The sequence below is a fragment of the Stenotrophomonas sp. SXG-1 genome (assembly GCF_014083965.1).
Classification (GTDB): domain Bacteria; phylum Pseudomonadota; class Gammaproteobacteria; order Xanthomonadales; family Xanthomonadaceae; genus Stenotrophomonas; species Stenotrophomonas geniculata.
On sequence record NZ_CP046588.1, the window covers coordinates 2,267,834 to 2,283,994 of the forward strand.

Genomic DNA, 16,161 nt, shown 5'->3' on the forward strand with positions numbered 1-16,161 from the left:
CCCCAGATTCCGTGCCGCTAGGATAGGCCACCTGCGCCCCGCAGTTGTTCCCATCCTGTGCATTTTGTGAATCAGTTGGGACCCAGCCGACAAACGGCATGCAGGACGCCTCCCCGCCCAATGCCATGGATCGTTTACGCTTGGGGCAGATGACTCGGGAGCACCCCATGCCCAATACCGGCCTTTTCCATGTTCTGGAGCTGGACGCCGCTTCCGGCGTGCAGGGTATTGAGCGCGTCAGGTCCATTCGCGTGCGCTGCAACACCTGCGGCGGGATTACGCAGTTGTCGGGGGACGCGTTGGGGGCGGTACCCGGTGGAACGACGCTGGTGTGCGGTGCTTGTCCGTCGCGCCAGACGGTCAGCAACGCGCGGCTGGTCGAATGCGATCATGTATTGCCCGGTAGCGTGCAGGCGCCCGAAGCGTAGGCGCGGGCTACGGGTCTGCCTGCGCCCATCGCGCAAGATTCTGTTTCACTTTCCCGATACCGGCCCAAGGGTCTTTGCGCTGCCGTTTCAGCTTTGCTGGCACGTCCTTGATCGTGAACGCGTCTGCGCGCTTGAGTTTCGTCAGATCGCCCCAGGCGATCGGCAGTGCTACCGGTGCCCCCGGCCTGGCCCGCAGCGAGTAGGACGCAACCGCCGTCGCACCGCGCCCATTGCGCAGATAGTCCACGAAGATCCGCTTGTTGCGGAGGCTTTTGGTGGCCGTCGCCAGGAATCGCTGGGGCTCGGATTGCGCCAGCGCATCGGCGAAACCCTTCGCAAAGCGCCTGGTCAGGTCCCAGTCGCATCCCGGATTGAGTGGCACGACCACGTGCAGGCCCTTGCCACCGGATACACGCAGGAACGATTCCAGCTCCAGCTGCGCCAGCAGTTTCCGGATGTCGGTTGCCGCTTTCTTGACCTCGGCAAAGGGTACGTCCGGTCCTGGATCCAGGTCGAACACCACGCGGTCGGCCTTGTCGGGCGCTTCGGCGTGGCTGCCCCAGGGGTGGAACTCCAACGCGTTGAACTGCACCAGTTCAAGCAGGCTGGCTGCGTCCCGCACCACCAGGTAATGGGCGTTTATACCGCTTTCTTCCTTGAGCTTTACTGCGTCGACCAACTCCAGCCCGGCTGTATGGTGTTTCTGGAAGAAGCAGGGTTTTGCGGTGCCACTGGGACATCGGATGATCGACAGCGGACGATCAACCACCTCGGGCAGGAGATGCTCCATCACTGCCGCGTAGTAGTCCCATACCTCCTGCTTGGTGTAGCCATCGCCAGGAAACAGGATCTTGCCGGGAGACGACAGCGCGGGCGGTGTGCGGTCGGTAGCGGGTGACGTTTTCGCATCGCGCGCAGGACGCGCCGTTGCGGACTTCCCACCAGAGATCGTGACCGGCCCGGCGCGATCGGAATCTGCGAGATCGGCGATGTCCTTGTCCGCCCTTACCGCCTTCAGTGACGCCTGGCGCAACAGCTTCTGCCCGCCAATCCCGCGATAGAAGACCTCCACCACGAAACGCGGTGGGAACCAGGTCGCGGCGCGCAGGTCGGTGTCCTGGGTGGGCACGTACGCCGTCGGCTTGCGGCTGCCGCCGCCTTCGATGCGCTTGCTGACTTCGCCGATCAGTTCGTCCGAGAACCCGGATCCGACGCGGCCGACGTAGAGCCAGCCATGTTTCGGGTCTGGCCGCGCCAGCAGCAGCGAGCCGAACCCGGTGCGGTTGCCTTTCGGCGTGGTGTATCCGACCACCGCAAACTCGTCGCTGGCCAGCTGTTTGGTCTTGCGCCAATCCTCACTGCGGCCACTGTGGTAGCTGCGCTCGGCGTGCTTGGAAATGATGCCTTCGAAGTGCTGCTCACCGGCCAGGCGATAGGCCTCGTCGCCATCCCCCTGTACATGCGAACTGAACGCCAATGGCCTGCCCTGCCCCTCCAGCACGGATTGCAGCAGGGCCTTGCGTTCCAGCAAGGGCGCATCGGCGACGTCCACGCCATCAAGGTGCAGCAGATCGAACAATGCATACGTCAGGACGCCCTGCCGCTCGCCGGAGAGCGTGGCCTGCAACAGGTTGAAGTCTTCCCTGGTGCCGGCGCCGGCGATGAGCTCACCGTCCAGTGCCGCCGAGGTGAGGCCCAGTGCTGTGATCGCGTCACGTATTTCAGGGAGCTTGCCGGTCCATTCCAATGCGTTCCGCGACCACAGCTGCACGTTGCCCTCAGCCACCGTAGCAAGGATGCGGTACCCATCCCATTTGATCTCATGGACCCACTGCCCGCCCTGCGGCGGCGCTTCGCCCAGCTTGGCCAACTGCGGTTCGAATGGACCGAACGGCGCTGCGGCCTTTCTTGCCTTGCTGAGCGCCAGCGCCTTCTTCGCCCAGTTCTTTCGTCGGGCGCGTGTGGCGGGTACGACCGTGAGTTTCTTCTTCGCGGTCTTTCCGGCCCCGGCACGCTTCAGGTCCACCGGGGGCGCTACAGCAACATCCGCCAGCAGATCGTCTGCCTCGATGTCGCTCGCAAATTCATCGTCGTCCTTGAACAGCAGCCACTGTGGCTGGCGCGCTGGCTTGCCTGAACGGACCAGATGCCATCCACCCTTGAGCTTGGCGCCGAACAGCTCGAATCGTAGATGGCCCTTGGCGAGCTGGGCTTCCGGGTCGCCCTGCGTAGCCCACACACCGTGGTCGAACTGGGCGACATGGCCGCCGCCGTACTGGCCTTTGGGGATTTCGCCTTCGAAGGTCGCATAGTCGACAGGATGATCTTCCACCTCCACCGCCATGCGCTTGACCTTCGGGTCGTAACTGGGCCCCTTGGGCACGGCCCAGCTCTTCAGCGCGTCACCCACCTGCAGGCGGAAGTCGTAGTGCCTGCGGCTGGCGTGGTGCAGCTGCACCACGAAAATGGCGCGTTGCCCTTTCGGTAGCGCCTTGCCCGGCTCGGGCTCCTTGGTCTTGTCAAAACTGCGCTTGCGGCGGTACTCGACCAGGGACATGGGCAACTCCGCGCTATTTTCCCAGATGCTTGCGGACAGCAACGGCTGTGGGGCCGACCGCCGCCACAGCGGCACGAAGTTCCTCGGCGGACACGCCCAGCGCCGTGGTCCAGTACTGCAGCTCGTAATCTTCGTTGACGTTGATGCGATCCCGGTCCGGGCGTCCGGTGTTCTTCTTGTCGTCGCTCATGGGAGTCTCCACGCGTGATCGGGCGTGAAGTGACCGTACCGGCCGGTGCATGGGCACCAGGCGATGCCATTGTGAAGCCATGGCGAAGGCTTGGCGGCACCGGCGCCAACCCGCAGTGGCGGATCCCGCATCGTGAAGGGCACGCGCACGGTTCGCGTGGACCTTCACATGCCGCCTTCACCTGGCACCTGCCTGATCGCAACCGGGCAGACCCTACGCTGATCGCTCCACTCACTGCGGAGCCCAGTATGGCTATCAAGACGGCGGAAGACCTGTTCATCCACGAACTCTCGGACATCTACAGCGCCGAGAAGCAGCTGACCAAGGCCCTCCCGCGCCTGGCCCGTGCGGCCGAGAACCCGGACCTGGCCACGGCGTTTGAAACGCACCTGGAAGAAACCCAGGGCCAGATCGAGCGCATCGACCAGGTTGTGGAGATCCTGGGCATTCGCCTGAAGCGCATCAAGTGCGCGGCGATGGAGGGCCTGGTGGAGGAAGGCAAGGAAGTGATCGACAGCATCGACAAGGGCCCTGTGCGCGATGCCGCCCTGATCGGTGGCGCACAGAAGGTCGAGCATTACGAGATTGCGTCCTACGGCACCATCGCCGCGCTGGCCAAACAACTGGGCTACAAGGACGCCCTGCCGTTGCTGCTTGAGACGCTTGAGGAAGAGAAAGCCACCGACGAAAAGCTCACCCTGCTGGCCAAGGGCGGCGGCAACGCCAAGGCAGCGCAGGCCGCCTGATCGACGCGCCCCGGAACCCGGCTGCCACGGACGGCAGCCTCAGGGCCCGTACAGCACTTGATCATTGGGGCAGAAGAACGTGCGCCGCCGCGTGGTCCCCATGTAGAGCTTGCTGATCGGGCCACCGCACACGGGACAGACCTTCTTCGTGTGCACCTGCCAATGCTTCTTCAGCTCAAAGCAGCGCTTCCATTCCAGGAAATCGAAGCTGTAGGCGCGGGCCTGCTCGATCAGCGCGGTAAGCCTACGTGGCGGCAGGTCGCCCAATCGGGTGGCGGGATGCACGCCTATCCGGAACAGCACCTCGTTCTTGATGATGTTGCCGACGCCGGCGAAGACCGTCTGGTCCAGAAGCGCATCGCAGGCAAGGACGTCCGGCATGGTTTTCAGCTTGCGCCTGGCCAGCTTCGGATCCCAGGCATCGTTCATCACGTCCGCCCGCCAATCGTAGATGTCGTCCAGAGGCTGGTCGATCAGGCGCACGGAACACGCATAGAAGTTCAGCTCACCGTTGTCGAACACCAGCGATACCCGCGCCGGGGCTGGCTTCCGCTCGTCGATGCGCCAGCTGCCGAACATCATCAGATGGATGCGCAGCGTGTGATGGCTGAATTCCAGCAGGAAGTGCTTGCCCCAACTGCGGACCGCCTTGACCCTTCGGCCCTGCAGCGGCGACAGGTCGATGCGGCTGTTCCCGGAGACGGTGCGGACCACGTGCCCCTTGAAATGGCTCGCTGCTTCGCGCAGCAGGACGATCGAAGGGCCTTCAGGCATGTTCGTTCTCCTGCAGCAGCGCCTGCAGGTGCAGGGCATTGCCGGTGGCGTGACCCAGCGCGGTATTGTCCAGTACGAACCAGGCGGGTCGTTGCGCGTCGGCCTCGGCCAGCAGCTGCCGCGCAAGGTGGGCAAGGGTCGGCTCGTCGTAGGCACTGCGATAGATCTGCGGCTGGCCGTGCCAGCGCCAGTAGCTCCACGTGCGATCACCGCCGGGAATCGCTGCCGCCGGCACACGTGCTGGATCTGCGGCAACCCGTGCAACGCCATGCGCGCTCAGCAGCGCATCCACGTCCGCCGTAAACCAACTCGGATGGCGCGGCTCGCACGCTACTTCGGCCTGCGTGCGCGCGCGCAGGCCCCGCAGGAAGGCTTCGGCCGTGACCGTGTCGTACACCAGGCTGGGCGGCAACTGCAGCAGCAACGGACCGAGCTTTCCACCCAGTTCCAGCACGCCTTCAAGGAACCGCTCGAGCGGTTGCATTGCATCACGCAGCCGACGCTCATGGCTGATCTCGCGCGGGAGTTTCACCGCGAACCGGAAGCCCTCCGGAACGCTCGCCGCCCACCGCGCGTAAGTCCTGGGCTGGTGCGGTCGGTAGAAGGAAGAATTGACCTCCACCATCGGCAGGCGTGTGGCATAGCGCTGCAGTACGCTGTCGCCCGCGCCGAACGCCTCCTGATCCGACCGCGACAGCGACCACCCCGCACAGCCGACGCGTAGCAGCTCAGGCACCACCGGGGCGGCTGACGACATCATCGTGCCAGCTGCCCGTCTGGTTCCATGATGCCGCCCGCGCCTGCTTCCGTCTGCGATTGCGAAACCGACAGTAGTCGATCCAGGGCGCTGGTGCCCGATTCCAGCGCCGACGCGCTGCGCACGAAGCCGGTCCAGTCGGATATGGCGATCTTCCCCAGCGCGAGCTCATCCACCCGCACGCTGCGCATCCGCCAGTGCGGAAACTGCCGGCGCCCCACCCTGCCCCGGTTCAGTTCGACGATCCCACTGTGGCTGCCGGCCGCGAGAATGCGCGCGTAAGCCGCATTGATCCCGGCCTCCGGGCCCTCCAGATACTGCAGGAAGCGCGAGCCGTCGAACAGCAATGTGCCGGTGACATCGGCGGACTCATTGAACTGCACCGCCTCTGCCACAAGTTCCTGCAGCCGCTGTTCCGTCAGGTTGCGGGAGGCTTCACTTACATAGGCAATCGCTCTAAAGGGCATGGCACCACCGGTTGTTGCAGACCGCTCTACCTTAGCCACACCGATCGTACGCGCGGTGAGACCGGTGTGGAGGCTGCGTCGAACTGTGGCGTGTACCTTCCGCATCGCGTTGACGCGCGGTTGGGCCGCTGAACGTGTGCCTGCCACTGTGCGCACGCACGAATGTTCGTGGAGGCCGGATGAGGAATCAGCGCCTTCGGGATGACGCGACGTTGGCAGTCGTGCCACCGCCGTCTAGCGCCGGATCTGGAAGATGGTCGCTGCCGCCAATGAGGCGGCTGAACCCAAGGAGACTTTCCATGGCCAACCAGAACCAGAACCAGGGCACCAGCAACCGCGGTTTCGCTTCGATGGACGAGGACAAGCAGCGCGAGATCGCCGCCAAGGGTGGACGTGCCGCGCACGAGTCAGGCAACGCCCATGAATTCAGCTCGGAAGAAGCACGCGAAGCCGGCCGCAAGGGTGGCGAAGCGGTGAGCCAGGACCGCCAGCACATGGCTGACATCGGCCGCGAAGGCGGCCAGAACAGCCGTGGCGGTGGTAACCAAGGAAACGGGCAGCAACAGCAGCAACGCGGCGGCAACAACCGCGGTGGCCAGCAGCGCTGATCGGCGCTGAAACCCGATGCATCCCTTCGTGGGCGGACGTGATGTCCGCCCACTTTCGTACGCCCCACGCTGCCCAAGGGCGTTGCAACCGGGGCGCCGCACGGGCGCACCGGGTTCTTTCACGGCTCGCGTGGTGGCAGGTCCAGTGCGCCTGCGCCCGGGCCGGCCCCCAGCTCGGCCCCGGTGGTCGGCCGCGCTTCCGGGTCGGAGAGCGTGCGCAGGGTCATGGCCTGTACTGCCGCTTGTTCGCGTGGGTCCAGGTCCACCGTGCCGCCGCCGTCGCCACCATCCACAGCGGCCTGTGCCTCGCGGTCGCTGACCCGCTCCCAGAGCTCGCCGCTGTTCCAGCTGCCCTGCAGGTCGTCGGCGCCGTCGCCCTGCGACATGTCCATGTACAGATCGGTGAATGCAGGGTCCCCCGGCAGCTTGCCCGGCGGGAAGTTGGGCTGGATGCTGTGCAGCGCCTTCTCGAATGACTTCATGTGCGCGATCTCGCGCGTCATCAGGAAGCGCAGCGCATCCTTGATGCCGGGGTCGTCGGTGACGTTGATCAAGCGCTCATACACCAGCTTGGCGCGCGCTTCGGCCGCGATGTTCGAGCGCAGGTCGGCGGTGGGGTCGCCGATCGAGTCGATGTAGGCGGCTGTCCACGGCACCCCGCTGGAATTGACCAGCGCGGGGCCGCCACCGTACAGGATCTGTTCGGTGTGGCTGGTGCTGTTCTGGCCCAGCAGGCGCATGTCCTCGGCCTCGGCAAGCCCTTCGGACTGGATCGCCTTGGGCCCGCGGTTGAGCATGGCGATGATGGTGCCGATGATCTCCAGATGGCTGATCTCCTCGGTGGCGATGTCCATCAACAGGTCCTTGCGCCCGGGGTCGCATTCGCCAAGTCCCTGGGTGAAGTAGCGCATCGCGGCGGCCAACTCGCCCTGCGGGCCGCCGAACTGTTCAAGCATGAGACTGGCGAGCTGCGGGTTGGATTCGCGCACGCGCACGGTATACATCAGCTTCTTGTGATGAAAGAACATGGGGTTTCTCCAATGGCGGGCGTGGGCGGGTGTTGGGGTCAGCGCTTGGCTTGGGCGCCCGGCGTTTCGTCGCGATTGAGGAATGCACCGACCAGGCCGTCCTGGTGGTCCTCCAGCCAGCGCGCCATGGCAACCTCTTCCTGCAGGATCTGGCCACACACGGCCGCAATGTCGGGCGCGCCGGCGCGCTCGGCAGCGATCACCAGCGCCCGGTAGGTGGCGATCTCGGTATTCTCGAAGCCGAACGAGAGGCCTACGCTCTTGACCACCTCGTCCTCCATCAGACTGGTGCCCGCCGCGTGGAGGGCGGCAGTCATGCTCGCGAACAGCCCCTTTGCGGTCGGCACGCTTCCCCCAAGCGCCTCAATGCACTCGCGCAGGGAAGCTGCCTGCCCCTGCGTCTCCTGGACGTGCTGGCCGACGCGTGCGGCGAGCTGGGGATAGTTCTCGATCCGCGAAGCCATGGCCTTCATCATGGTCTCCGCTTCCTGTTCCATGGCGTAGGCGTCCTGCAGCCACTTCAGCAGGCGCTCGCTTCGGGCGGTGTTCTGGTCTGCCATCTCGATCTCCGGTGCGGGGCAACATGCCTCCGGAGACCATGGTGGAGCGCTGGCAATCACCGCCTTGTCGGCCGCTGTGATCCGCCGAAGCTCGGCGCTGCACGCAGCGCTGATGCGGCGATAACATCCCCAGCCCCGGGCTGGACCCGGGGCGCTCTCAGGTCGCCAGAGCGCTGGATACGCCTACGTTGACTGCAGGGCGCTGGCGCCTGGCGTTCGAGGCGCCCGCGCCCTCTGCCGCCATCACGGCCTGCATGACCCGATGTTCAGCACGATGCGCGCCGCCGTCCACGCCCACGACATAGACAAAGCGCCCATCAAACTTGGCCTGTGCACCGTCCAGGGCGTCGTCGGCCAGCAGCGCTCGCTTCAGCGACTTCATCCAGGTCCGCTCAGGCGTGCGGTCCAGTTCCACGACGATGGCAGCGCCGCCGCAGTCGAGCGGCATGCACTCGATACGCAGCACGCCAGGAGAGGCCGCTTCGGTTCCGGATTGAGGCATGACAGAAACTCCGATAAGGGGTCGGCGGCAGTATCCACAGCGCATGCCAAGAAGCCGTCAACGAAATCCATAACGCCTTCCACGCCTCCTCCACGAGGTTGGCCACGCGCGCAGAGCTTCGCGCCGGACTGACAATGCACACGCAGGATCTTGATGCAGCACAGCAGAAACTGGTGTTCCCAGGACAACACAGGCATGCACGCATGCAATCCGCAACCGGCCAGCGCAGATGTAACCTGCTGCTGGTGGAAGACCAACTCGACCTGGCCGCACTCATGGAGCACGCACTTGAGGACGTCGGCGATCAGGTGACGCATGCCTACAGCGTGTTCGACGCTCTCGGGCTGCTGGACACCCAGCGGTTCGACGGCGCCGTGCTCGATGTCGAACTTCGCGACGGTGTGGTCTTTCCCGTCGCTGATCGCCTGGCAGAACTCGGCATCCCCTACCTGTTTGTCTCTGCGGTCTACGACCAGCTGGTGCCGCAGCGCCACCGGCGCGCAGCCTTCGTGGCCAAACCGTTCCATGTGAGTCAATTGCAGGACACGGTCCGGCGCGTGCTGGGCGATACCTGCGCACAGCCGCCCGCGCATTGACTCCATACAACCGTCACCCCAGGTGCGGGGCCACCGCCAGGCTCAGCTGGCGCAGCGCGCCACCACGGGAGAGCCCATCCCAGTTGCCGTGCGCGACGCTGCGGATCTCGGAGTAGGCAGGGATGAGGGCCTTCGTGGCCTGCCCTGTCCCAACGCTTTCCTAAACTGCACGCTCCCATAACACGGGGCCCTTGCGTGACGGAGTCGCTGACCCTCAGGTGATCAGGGCGGGTGCTTCCGCGCCAGAGCGCTCGCCACCCAGCGCCGCCAGATAAGCGGAGAATCCACCTGTAGCGCGCCCCTGCAGACGCGCACTGGTCATCACCACGGGAGCGCTGGCCCATCGCACCTCCGCACCGCGGCGTTGCAGCGCTCTGACAAGCGCCACGTCTTCACTACAGTGCAGGGGAGCAAAGCCGCCAACGGCCCGATAGGAACAGGCAGAGACGCCGAGGTTGGCACCGTGGATGCGCCCATGATGGTCGCCCCACTGCTGCCTTGCCTGGAATGCCCTGCGCAGGCGCCGTTCACTCTGGCAGGTCGTCGCTATGTCCACCAGTCCGCAGAAAGCGTCACAACTGCTCTGAACCTGTGCGGCCAGCCACTCGGGAGGCACCTCACTGTCAGCGTCCGTGCTTGCCAGCCACCTGGCGCCCCGCCCCAGCAGTTCAGCAGCGGCTGCGGCCCGGGCGACACCGACGCAGCGTGCATCCAGCTGTACGCTCCCGACCCGGTATCGGTGGCAGATGGTGCCCGTTGCATCCGTACAAGCGTCCAGCGCGACCATTACCTCCACTGCTTCGCCGCCGAGGCCTGGGTGCAGGGCCGCCACCCGGATGGATTGCAGGCACCGCGCGATACTGTCCGCCTCATTGTGGGCGGGTATCAGGACGCCTATCACCGCAAGCCCTCGTTCCGGGCCAATGACAAGGGGCCCCGTGTCCATCCCTGAAGCACGAAGTCCGCATCGCGGTAGTGGAAGGCTTCCTGCAGGCCTTCCCCCAGGCATCGATGCACCACCTCGGTCCGGCTCGCGCGTCCCGGGAACGAGGGCAACCAATGGCAGGCGACCAGCAGGCCGTCATCGCGAAGTGCTTCATCGATGCCACCGCGCAGCTCGCGCAGTGCGCCTGCCCCCAGGTAGTAGCCCATTTCGCCGCAGACGATCAGGTCGAAGCGTCCTGGCGGCCATTGCTCGGGATGGCTGGCGCAATGGACCTGCACGTGCGGCAGATGGGCCAGGTTGCGGCGCGCCTGGAACGCCGCACGTGGACTGATGTCGGTTGCAAGCAGGCGTTCGCAACGTGCCGCCAGTGCCTCGGTCAGTACGCCGTTGGAACACCCCAGTTCCCAGCCGCGAGCGAACTGGCGCTGGCTGAGGCTTGCCAGCAGCAGCGCACGCTTGCGCTCTTCATACCACCGGCTGCGGTAGCCGAACGGGTCCTCCTGCTCATGCAGGTCATCAAAGTACGGTTGCGCGCTCATGCCAGAAACACCTCGTAGTTTCGGAAGAATCGGGCGAGTACATGTGCGGGCAGCACCGGCGGGCTGTTCAGGCCCGCCACGTCACCCGTCTGCGTCCGGAAATGCGCGATCGCGCTTCGTTTTGCGGACGCCACCGCTGAAATGTCGATCAGCTTCGGAACCTCCCACGCCATATGTGCGCAGGCAGGGTCAAGCCAGTGCCAGCCCCACACCGGATACTCCAGCCGGTGGCAACCGGCCGCCCGCGCGGCGCGGCAGGCAGCGCGCCCTGCGGCTTCGTGATCGGGGTGGCCATCAAACCGCCATGGCGCCAGGACCAGATCGCGCGGTTGCAGATACTGCTGCAGCCAGCCCTCCAGCCCCTGCTCGTGCGCGCTGACCGCGCCGTCGGCGATACCCAGGTGGAAGATGGAGCCGACCGGAATACCGAGTTCGCCCAGTGCCGCGGCAAGCTCCGCTCGGCGCGTTGATCGCAGGCGTTCCGGCGTCCACCACGACTCGCCCGGATAGCATGCTTCACCGTCGGTCACGGCAACGACACTGACGTCGATACCCTGCCCCACAGCGTGATGCAGCAGCCCGCCACAGCCGAGTATTTCGTCATCCGGATGCGGCGCGACCACCACCATGCGGTCATGCCCGCTGCAGAGTGCGGTTGCCGATATGGTCGGTTGCTGCCAGAGCCAATCGCAGTGCAACCAGGCCTGCTCCTGGGTTCCTTCCCCTTGCAGGGGTGTCCTGGCTACAGCGCCCATGTCGCCTCCTGTGCTGCACGCTGCTCGCCCAGCCATTCCCAATCGCGATCGGCGTGGCTCTGGCGAAGGAACACGGTCAGGTCCGCGCAGCGCCGGGCATGGGAGGCCTCCAGGCACATCGGGCCCGGGCCCAGCGCGCGACCCGCCAGGTCCAGCACACGCGTTGCCGCACGCTCGACCACACAGCGCAGGCGCACCACATCTTCGCGATGGGCCAGTTCGGGCGCGGCGTCGATGCGCGCCGCCAGTTCGCGAAGCAGCGCGGCAGCCGGGCCCAGGGCGAGGTCCACTTCACCCAGCAGCCGCGCGCGATTCCCCTCGGTGCAGGCCGGTCGCATGCGCTCGGCCAATGCGGCCGCTGCGCCAAACCAGACCGCCGCGATGCCTGCCCCGCCATGCCAGAAGCCTGGGCGCTGAAGGTAGTCATCGCGCGTCCCCAGGATCACCATCGGTGCGCCGTCAAAGCGCACCGTGGTGGACGGGATTGCGGCCATGCCCACGGCGGGCCATGGCTCGCCTGCAAGTGTGTGCCAGTGTTCCGCCGCCACCTGGCATAGCCACACGCCCTGCGCGTTGCGAACCGTTACCAGTGCCGAATCCACCCATGCGCTGCCGGAACACCAGGGTTTGTCACCGTACAGTCCACCGCCGGCATCGATGCGAACGGTGTTGGCCGGACCCTCTGCAGCCCACACCGCCAGCAACGTGTCTTCAGCATGGATGGGCGCCTTCAACTCGGCAGCAATCGCTTGGGCGTCATAGTGGGCCTCCAGTACCTTGGCCAGGCAGAGATCCTCTGCCCCCCAAGCTGCCAGCGCCTGCCAACGCTGCAGCGTCTGGCCGCCCCCGGGCAAAGGCAATGCCGGTTGCTGTACCAGCACCTGGCGTGCGCGATTGAACAGCGAAGAGGATGACGTCACATCCTGCATGGATGGCAGACCTGCAATGGAGATACGCCATGAACGTAGGCGGCAGGCAGTCACATGCCTGTCTTGACGGCGTGGCGGGCACATGAATGCCCGGTACCGTGATCCTCACGGACCCGTCTGCATGCGTTGCTCTCGTGCACGCACGCACTGCCGCAGTTCCCACAGCCATGGCAGCACCACCAGGCCCAGTGCCGGCAACAGGGTGAACCACCAGACGTCCGGTGCTGCAGGTTTCACTTCGAGCGACCACCGGGGGTGGACCTGCCAGCCGACCCAGCCCAGCAGGACCCACGGCGCGGCATCCAACACACTGTGCACATGTTGTTCCGCCGGGCTGATGCGTCTGCGGCCGTCTGCGCTGACGGTGTCCAGGTAGCCGGCGATTGCGTGAGCAATGACCAGAAGCGCCAGGAGCGTGACCAGCGACAACGTGTTTTCCAGCAGCAGCCACGCCAGCACGCCGCTGCCGATCAGAAGCAGCTGCACCCCATGCAACAGGCTTTCGCGCATCGCGGAGGTGTGTGGAAGGTCGGTCCGGCGGTGAAAATGGAAGTCCAGCGAACCGGCTACCAACCACAGTGCGTACACACAGCCCACGACAATCGCACTCATGGCGCCACGCTCACGGTGTCAGAACGATCTTGCGGCAGTCGTCATCCTTGGCATCAAACATCGCATAGCCCTGCGCTGCATCGGCCAGGCGCATCCGGTGCGAGATGATGTCACCCGGGTCCAGCTTTCCTTCCATGATGGCGTCCAGCAGCTCGGGCATCAGCCCCTGGACATGGGTCTGCCCCATCTTGAACGTCAAGCCCTTGTCGAACGCGTCGCCCAGCAGGAAACCGTGGATGAAGCCGGCATAGACACCGGGGATGCTGACCACGCCGCCGCGGCGGGCCGCTGCGATGCACTGCCGGATCGCCACCCCGCTGCTGCCTTCCAGTTTCACGGCGGTCAGCGCTGACTCCAGCGCACTGCCTTCGGCCTCGAAGCCTACGGCCTCGATGCAGGCGTCTGCGCCGCGCCCGCTGGTCTGGGTCAGGATGTAATCGGCCGGGTCCTCGATCTCTCTGAAGTCGATGGGGGTCACCCCGTAGGCGCGACGCGCGTAGTCAAGGCGGTAGCGAAGATGGTCCACCATGAAGATGGTCTCGGCCCCCAGCAGCCGGCAGCAGGCTGCGCTCATCAGCCCCACCGGCCCGGCACCGAAGATGGCCACCGTCGAGCCTGCCTTGACCCCTGCGTTCAATGCAGCCTGGTAGCCGGTGGGGAGAATGTCAGACAGGAACAGCACCTGCTCATCAGCAATGCCTTCCGGAATGCGCAAGGGACCCACATTCGCCTTCGGTACACGCACGAATTCGGCCTGCCCACCGGCCACGCCGCCATACAGATGGCTGTAGCCGAACAAGGCGGCCGGAGGCAGTATGCCCTTCTGATTCAGTGCGGCGCCCTTGCCCGGATTTGTGGTCTCGCAGGCGGCATGCTCGGCCAGCCGGCAGTGGAAGCACTCGCCACAGGCAATCACAAACGGGATCACCACGCGATCACCGGGTTTCACCTGGGTCACGCCGCTGCCGACCTCTTCCACCACGCCCATGAATTCGTGGCCCAGCACATCGCCATCGTGCAGGTCAGGAATCTTGCCCCGGTACAGGTGCAGGTCCGAACCACAGATGGCGGTGGCGGTCACCCTCAGGATCAGATCATCCTCGGCCGCCAGTACCGGGTCCGGCACGGTCTCGACGCGCACATCCTTGCGGCCGTGATAGGTCAATGCCTGCATCGCGGTGCTCCAGAAAGATCGGAACACCAGCATCGCAGGGCGCTCCTCCTGCTGCGGTGACATCCGGGTGTGCGCAGCGTTCATTCCGCGGCGTCGTGGCGTTAACCCGGACCGGTGCAGGCTTCAGGTTCTCGCCGCAGGAGCTGCCCATGAACGACAAGCTGCCTTTCAATCCAACCACAGACGTGGACGATCAGTCGAAGGCCCATACGCCGGACAAACGTCGCAACGACCAGGCCAGGTGGAAGGACCACGACATGCCCGACGATGGGGACGGCCCCAAGGCGGTACCTGAAGACTACGAGCGGCCGGATCCAGACCCGACAGGCAAGCGTTGAGCCCGCCTCACATCCTCGATGCGCAGTAATCACGAGCCCTGCCCTCTTGCCCGCGCATGCTTCCGCACGGTCTTTGGAACAGCTGATCGAGGTGTTGCATGTGGAAACGCAACGGTCTCTCGCTGGTGCTGCTTGCACTCACCGTCGTGTTCATCGTTGGGCAGGCAGTTGCGGGGCACCATGTCCACAACGAGGAGTTGACGCAGCACGGGCGCGCGCCGATCGATCTATGGCACTACCTGGCGACCGGCCACTTTGTAAGCGCCACATTCGAGAACTGGGAGAGCGAATTCCTGCAGATGGGCATGTATGTTCTCCTGACCGTCAGCCTTCGCCAGCGTGGCTCGGCTGAATCGCGGCCGTTGGACACTGCACGGGAGCAGAGCCGCGTCGAGCCAGGACCTACGCCCTGGCCGGTGAAGCGTGGCGGCATCTGGAAGGTGCTGTACGGTCATTCGCTTGCAATCGCCTTCGGGCTGTTGTTCCTGCTGAGCTTCACGCTGCACGCGTTGGGAAGCTGGCGAGCCGAGCAAGCCGAGAAGCTGTTGCAGGGCCTGCCCGCACCCGGCTTCCTGCAGCACCTGGCCAGCAGCACATTCTGGTTCGAATCCATGCAGAACTGGCAAAGCGAATTCCTGGCCGTGCTGTCTCTGGTGGTGCTGACGATCTTCCTGCGCCAGAAAGATTCGCCGCAATCCAAGCCGGTCGAGGCGCCACATACCCAGACAGGAGATTGAACCATGGCAGATGATCCGTCGACTGCCTTGCTGATCATCGACATGTTCAGCCGTTTCGATTTCCCGGGCGCGCAGGAGCTGGCGCCCGCGGCAGAGCGGGCGGCCCGGCAGATCCGGCGCCTGAGGGATCACTTCGACGAACGCGGGTGGCCGGTCATCTACGCCAATGACAACTTCTCGGATTGGAAGCGCGATTTCCGCCAGCAGGTGGAACAGTGCCGGCGTGACGGCGGTCCGGCGGGGCGAATTGCCAGCCTTCTCTCACCTTTGCCCGGTCATTGCTTCGTACTCAAGCCCAAGCATTCGGCGTTCCTGGCCAGTCCCTTGCCGATTCTGCTGGCCAAACTCGGAGTGCGCCGCCTGTGCCTGAGTGGCATGACGGCCGATTCGTGCGTTCTGGCCACCGCGCTGGATGCCAACGCCAGAGAGTTCCACGTCGTGTTGGCACCGGAGGTCGTGGCGGGGCTGCCATCCCGGAAGCGGCGCGCACTGGCGCTGCTGGCTGATTCGGGCGCAGCCAGGATCGCGCGGCTTTCCTCGCTCGTCTCCGGGCAGGAAGCAGGATGGCGCTGAAGGCAGCTCAGGCCCGGTCGGCTATACCCTGTACGCCCGCATGACCGGCGCAATGTGCACAGCAGAAGATCTGGCCATTTCCTTCAACGCCATGCCCGATAACCGCGCATTCGCAGTGTGCGCAGCGGGGTGCGAATGCGTGGATCGCGCACTCGAACGAATCGAACGTGCCGCTGCGCCCGCCCTGCTGCAGGGTAAAGCTTTTGTCGTAGTTGTTGCCGCAGACATCACAGGTAGCCATGGGGCACCTCGTGCTGTGGAAGGAACATGCAGTGTGGCAAGCGCGAATGTCGGTGGCCGTGAATGCACCGTGTCGCGAGGGTGTAGGACGTTCGCACCGTCGCC

The 16,161-nt window shown here is 65.2% G+C and carries 22 protein-coding genes; 7 read left to right on the top strand and 15 right to left on the bottom strand.

Going from position 1 to position 16,161, the window contains the following annotated elements:
- Nucleotides 1–167: 167 nt before the first annotated feature.
- Nucleotides 168–428, top strand: a complete 261-nt coding sequence (locus GOC52_RS10475) for a hypothetical protein (RefSeq protein WP_227199396.1) — start codon at nucleotides 168–170, stop codon at nucleotides 426–428.
- Nucleotides 429–435: 7 nt separating this feature from the next.
- Here GOC52_RS10475 and ligD read toward each other — a convergent pair whose 3' ends face one another.
- Nucleotides 436–2,985: a DNA ligase D gene (gene ligD / locus GOC52_RS10480; RefSeq protein ID WP_191849321.1), complete on the bottom strand. Its 2,550-nt coding sequence runs from the start codon at nucleotides 2,983–2,985 to the stop codon at nucleotides 436–438.
- Between the two features lie 13 nt (nucleotides 2,986–2,998).
- Nucleotides 2,999–3,175, bottom strand: coding sequence for a DUF3606 domain-containing protein (locus GOC52_RS10485; protein WP_019336566.1), 177 nt, complete (start codon nucleotides 3,173–3,175; stop codon nucleotides 2,999–3,001).
- A gap of 248 nt (nucleotides 3,176–3,423) precedes the next feature.
- On the opposite strand from GOC52_RS10485, the gene GOC52_RS10490 reads away from it, so the two are divergent.
- Nucleotides 3,424–3,921, top strand: coding sequence for a YciE/YciF ferroxidase family protein (locus tag GOC52_RS10490; RefSeq protein WP_019659711.1), 498 nt, complete (start codon nucleotides 3,424–3,426; stop codon nucleotides 3,919–3,921).
- 39 nt (nucleotides 3,922–3,960) lie between these two features.
- On the opposite strand, the gene GOC52_RS10495 is transcribed toward GOC52_RS10490, so the two are convergent.
- From GOC52_RS10495 to GOC52_RS10505, 3 genes are read right to left on the bottom strand one after another with little or no spacing between them, the layout of a single operon-like run.
- Entirely contained in the window at nucleotides 3,961–4,695 is a 735-nt protein-coding gene (locus GOC52_RS10495) for a DNA-formamidopyrimidine glycosylase family protein (RefSeq protein ID WP_049481219.1), read from the bottom strand.
- Nucleotides 4,688–5,455, bottom strand: coding sequence for a DUF72 domain-containing protein (locus tag GOC52_RS10500; RefSeq protein ID WP_049409769.1), 768 nt, complete (start codon nucleotides 5,453–5,455; stop codon nucleotides 4,688–4,690). Before GOC52_RS10500 ends, GOC52_RS10495 begins: the two co-directional genes overlap by 8 nt.
- On the bottom strand, nucleotides 5,452–5,919 hold the full coding sequence (locus GOC52_RS10505; RefSeq protein ID WP_043395806.1) for a BLUF domain-containing protein: 468 nt from the start codon (nucleotides 5,917–5,919) through the stop codon (nucleotides 5,452–5,454). The genes GOC52_RS10500 and GOC52_RS10505 overlap by 4 nt, the downstream gene beginning before the upstream one ends.
- A gap of 299 nt (nucleotides 5,920–6,218) precedes the next feature.
- Here GOC52_RS10505 and GOC52_RS10510 point away from each other — a divergent pair, with 299 nt between their 5' ends.
- Nucleotides 6,219–6,527 carry a KGG domain-containing protein gene (locus GOC52_RS10510; RefSeq protein ID WP_049481218.1) on the top strand — a complete coding sequence of 103 codons (309 nt, stop codon included), beginning with the start codon at nucleotides 6,219–6,221 and terminating at the stop codon, nucleotides 6,525–6,527.
- Nucleotides 6,528–6,646: 119 nt separating this feature from the next.
- Here GOC52_RS10510 and GOC52_RS10515 read toward each other — a convergent pair whose 3' ends face one another.
- From GOC52_RS10515 to GOC52_RS10525, 3 genes are all read right to left on the bottom strand, one after another.
- On the bottom strand, nucleotides 6,647–7,555 hold the full coding sequence (locus tag GOC52_RS10515) for a manganese catalase family protein (RefSeq protein WP_019337685.1): 909 nt from the start codon (nucleotides 7,553–7,555) through the stop codon (nucleotides 6,647–6,649).
- Between the two features lie 38 nt (nucleotides 7,556–7,593).
- The gene (locus tag GOC52_RS10520) at nucleotides 7,594–8,115 is read right to left on the bottom strand and encodes a ferritin-like domain-containing protein (RefSeq protein ID WP_049481217.1); all 522 of its coding nucleotides are present in this window, start codon (nucleotides 8,113–8,115) and stop codon (nucleotides 7,594–7,596) included.
- A gap of 157 nt (nucleotides 8,116–8,272) precedes the next feature.
- Complete coding sequence (locus GOC52_RS10525; protein ID WP_224329364.1) at nucleotides 8,273–8,617, bottom strand: hypothetical protein; 345 nt, start codon at nucleotides 8,615–8,617, stop codon at nucleotides 8,273–8,275.
- A 203-nt stretch (nucleotides 8,618–8,820) separates the two neighbouring features.
- On the opposite strand from GOC52_RS10525, the gene GOC52_RS10530 reads away from it, so the two are divergent.
- Entirely contained in the window at nucleotides 8,821–9,213 is a 393-nt protein-coding gene (locus GOC52_RS10530) for a response regulator (protein WP_019337688.1), read from the top strand.
- Nucleotides 9,214–9,427: 214 nt separating this feature from the next.
- Here the strand turns inward: GOC52_RS10530 and GOC52_RS10535 are convergent, their stop codons facing one another.
- The 6 genes from GOC52_RS10535 to GOC52_RS10560 all read right to left on the bottom strand — a co-directional run bounded on the left by GOC52_RS10535 (nucleotide 9,428) and on the right by GOC52_RS10560 (nucleotide 14,168).
- Nucleotides 9,428–10,114 (bottom strand): glycosyltransferase family 2 protein, encoded by a 687-nt coding sequence (locus GOC52_RS10535; protein ID WP_100445720.1) that lies wholly within the window; start codon nucleotides 10,112–10,114, stop codon nucleotides 9,428–9,430.
- The gene (locus GOC52_RS10540; protein WP_019337690.1) at nucleotides 10,111–10,698 is read right to left on the bottom strand and encodes a class I SAM-dependent DNA methyltransferase; all 588 of its coding nucleotides are present in this window, start codon (nucleotides 10,696–10,698) and stop codon (nucleotides 10,111–10,113) included. The genes GOC52_RS10535 and GOC52_RS10540 overlap by 4 nt, the downstream gene beginning before the upstream one ends.
- Complete coding sequence (locus tag GOC52_RS10545) at nucleotides 10,695–11,453, bottom strand: PIG-L deacetylase family protein (RefSeq protein WP_049481214.1); 759 nt, start codon at nucleotides 11,451–11,453, stop codon at nucleotides 10,695–10,697. The genes GOC52_RS10540 and GOC52_RS10545 overlap by 4 nt, the downstream gene beginning before the upstream one ends.
- Nucleotides 11,441–12,382 carry an acyl-CoA dehydrogenase gene (locus tag GOC52_RS10550; RefSeq protein WP_191849323.1) on the bottom strand — a complete coding sequence of 314 codons (942 nt, stop codon included), beginning with the start codon at nucleotides 12,380–12,382 and terminating at the stop codon, nucleotides 11,441–11,443. The genes GOC52_RS10545 and GOC52_RS10550 overlap by 13 nt, the downstream gene beginning before the upstream one ends.
- A 105-nt stretch (nucleotides 12,383–12,487) precedes the next feature.
- Complete coding sequence (locus GOC52_RS10555) at nucleotides 12,488–12,994, bottom strand: hypothetical protein (protein WP_049481212.1); 507 nt, start codon at nucleotides 12,992–12,994, stop codon at nucleotides 12,488–12,490.
- 10 nt (nucleotides 12,995–13,004) lie between these two features.
- Nucleotides 13,005–14,168, bottom strand: a complete 1,164-nt coding sequence (locus GOC52_RS10560; protein WP_049481331.1) for a zinc-dependent alcohol dehydrogenase — start codon at nucleotides 14,166–14,168, stop codon at nucleotides 13,005–13,007.
- 149 nt (nucleotides 14,169–14,317) lie between these two features.
- Here GOC52_RS10560 and GOC52_RS10565 point away from each other — a divergent pair, with 149 nt between their 5' ends.
- The 3 genes from GOC52_RS10565 (at nucleotide 14,318) to GOC52_RS10575 (ending at nucleotide 15,816) form a co-directional block, all read left to right on the top strand.
- Nucleotides 14,318–14,506: a hypothetical protein gene (locus GOC52_RS10565; protein WP_019337695.1), complete on the top strand. Its 189-nt coding sequence runs from the start codon at nucleotides 14,318–14,320 to the stop codon at nucleotides 14,504–14,506.
- Between the two features lie 98 nt (nucleotides 14,507–14,604).
- Entirely contained in the window at nucleotides 14,605–15,243 is a 639-nt protein-coding gene (locus GOC52_RS10570; RefSeq protein WP_191849326.1) for a DUF6766 family protein, read from the top strand.
- A gap of 3 nt (nucleotides 15,244–15,246) precedes the next feature.
- A complete protein-coding gene (locus GOC52_RS10575; protein ID WP_071305216.1) occupies nucleotides 15,247–15,816 on the top strand; it encodes a cysteine hydrolase family protein in 570 nt (189 codons plus the stop codon).
- A gap of 7 nt (nucleotides 15,817–15,823) precedes the next feature.
- Here the strand turns inward: GOC52_RS10575 and GOC52_RS10580 are convergent, their stop codons facing one another.
- Nucleotides 15,824–16,057: a hypothetical protein gene (locus tag GOC52_RS10580; RefSeq protein WP_100041155.1), complete on the bottom strand. Its 234-nt coding sequence runs from the start codon at nucleotides 16,055–16,057 to the stop codon at nucleotides 15,824–15,826.
- Between the last annotated feature and the right edge of the window lie 104 nt (nucleotides 16,058–16,161).

Excerpts from the sequence above, each read along its gene's own strand:
- GOC52_RS10560 (WP_049481331.1), bottom strand. The coding sequence starts at position 14,168 with ATGCAGGCATTGACCTATCACGGCCGCAAGGATGTGCGCGTCGAGACC.
- GOC52_RS10475 (WP_227199396.1), top strand. The coding sequence starts at position 168 with ATGCCCAATACCGGCCTTTTCCATGTTCTGGAGCTGGACGCCGCTTCC.
- GOC52_RS10545 (WP_049481214.1), bottom strand. The coding sequence starts at position 11,453 with ATGGGCGCTGTAGCCAGGACACCCCTGCAAGGGGAAGGAACCCAGGAG.
- GOC52_RS10565 (WP_019337695.1), top strand. The coding sequence starts at position 14,318 with ATGAACGACAAGCTGCCTTTCAATCCAACCACAGACGTGGACGATCAG.
- ligD (WP_191849321.1), bottom strand. The coding sequence starts at position 2,985 with ATGTCCCTGGTCGAGTACCGCCGCAAGCGCAGTTTTGACAAGACCAAG.
- GOC52_RS10550 (WP_191849323.1), bottom strand. The coding sequence starts at position 12,382 with ATGCAGGATGTGACGTCATCCTCTTCGCTGTTCAATCGCGCACGCCAG.
- GOC52_RS10525 (WP_224329364.1), bottom strand. The coding sequence starts at position 8,617 with ATGCCTCAATCCGGAACCGAAGCGGCCTCTCCTGGCGTGCTGCGTATC.
- GOC52_RS10575 (WP_071305216.1), top strand. The coding sequence starts at position 15,247 with ATGGCAGATGATCCGTCGACTGCCTTGCTGATCATCGACATGTTCAGC.
- GOC52_RS10570 (WP_191849326.1), top strand. The coding sequence starts at position 14,605 with ATGTGGAAACGCAACGGTCTCTCGCTGGTGCTGCTTGCACTCACCGTC.
- GOC52_RS10540 (WP_019337690.1), bottom strand. The coding sequence starts at position 10,698 with ATGAGCGCGCAACCGTACTTTGATGACCTGCATGAGCAGGAGGACCCG.
- GOC52_RS10530 (WP_019337688.1), top strand. The coding sequence starts at position 8,821 with ATGCAATCCGCAACCGGCCAGCGCAGATGTAACCTGCTGCTGGTGGAA.
- GOC52_RS10495 (WP_049481219.1), bottom strand. The coding sequence starts at position 4,695 with ATGCCTGAAGGCCCTTCGATCGTCCTGCTGCGCGAAGCAGCGAGCCAT.
- GOC52_RS10515 (WP_019337685.1), bottom strand. The coding sequence starts at position 7,555 with ATGTTCTTTCATCACAAGAAGCTGATGTATACCGTGCGCGTGCGCGAA.
- GOC52_RS10490 (WP_019659711.1), top strand. The coding sequence starts at position 3,424 with ATGGCTATCAAGACGGCGGAAGACCTGTTCATCCACGAACTCTCGGAC.
- GOC52_RS10500 (WP_049409769.1), bottom strand. The coding sequence starts at position 5,455 with ATGATGTCGTCAGCCGCCCCGGTGGTGCCTGAGCTGCTACGCGTCGGC.
- GOC52_RS10485 (WP_019336566.1), bottom strand. The coding sequence starts at position 3,175 with ATGAGCGACGACAAGAAGAACACCGGACGCCCGGACCGGGATCGCATC.
- GOC52_RS10580 (WP_100041155.1), bottom strand. The coding sequence starts at position 16,057 with ATGGCTACCTGTGATGTCTGCGGCAACAACTACGACAAAAGCTTTACC.
- GOC52_RS10505 (WP_043395806.1), bottom strand. The coding sequence starts at position 5,919 with ATGCCCTTTAGAGCGATTGCCTATGTAAGTGAAGCCTCCCGCAACCTG.
- GOC52_RS10520 (WP_049481217.1), bottom strand. The coding sequence starts at position 8,115 with ATGGCAGACCAGAACACCGCCCGAAGCGAGCGCCTGCTGAAGTGGCTG.
- GOC52_RS10510 (WP_049481218.1), top strand. The coding sequence starts at position 6,219 with ATGGCCAACCAGAACCAGAACCAGGGCACCAGCAACCGCGGTTTCGCT.
- GOC52_RS10555 (WP_049481212.1), bottom strand. The coding sequence starts at position 12,994 with ATGAGTGCGATTGTCGTGGGCTGTGTGTACGCACTGTGGTTGGTAGCC.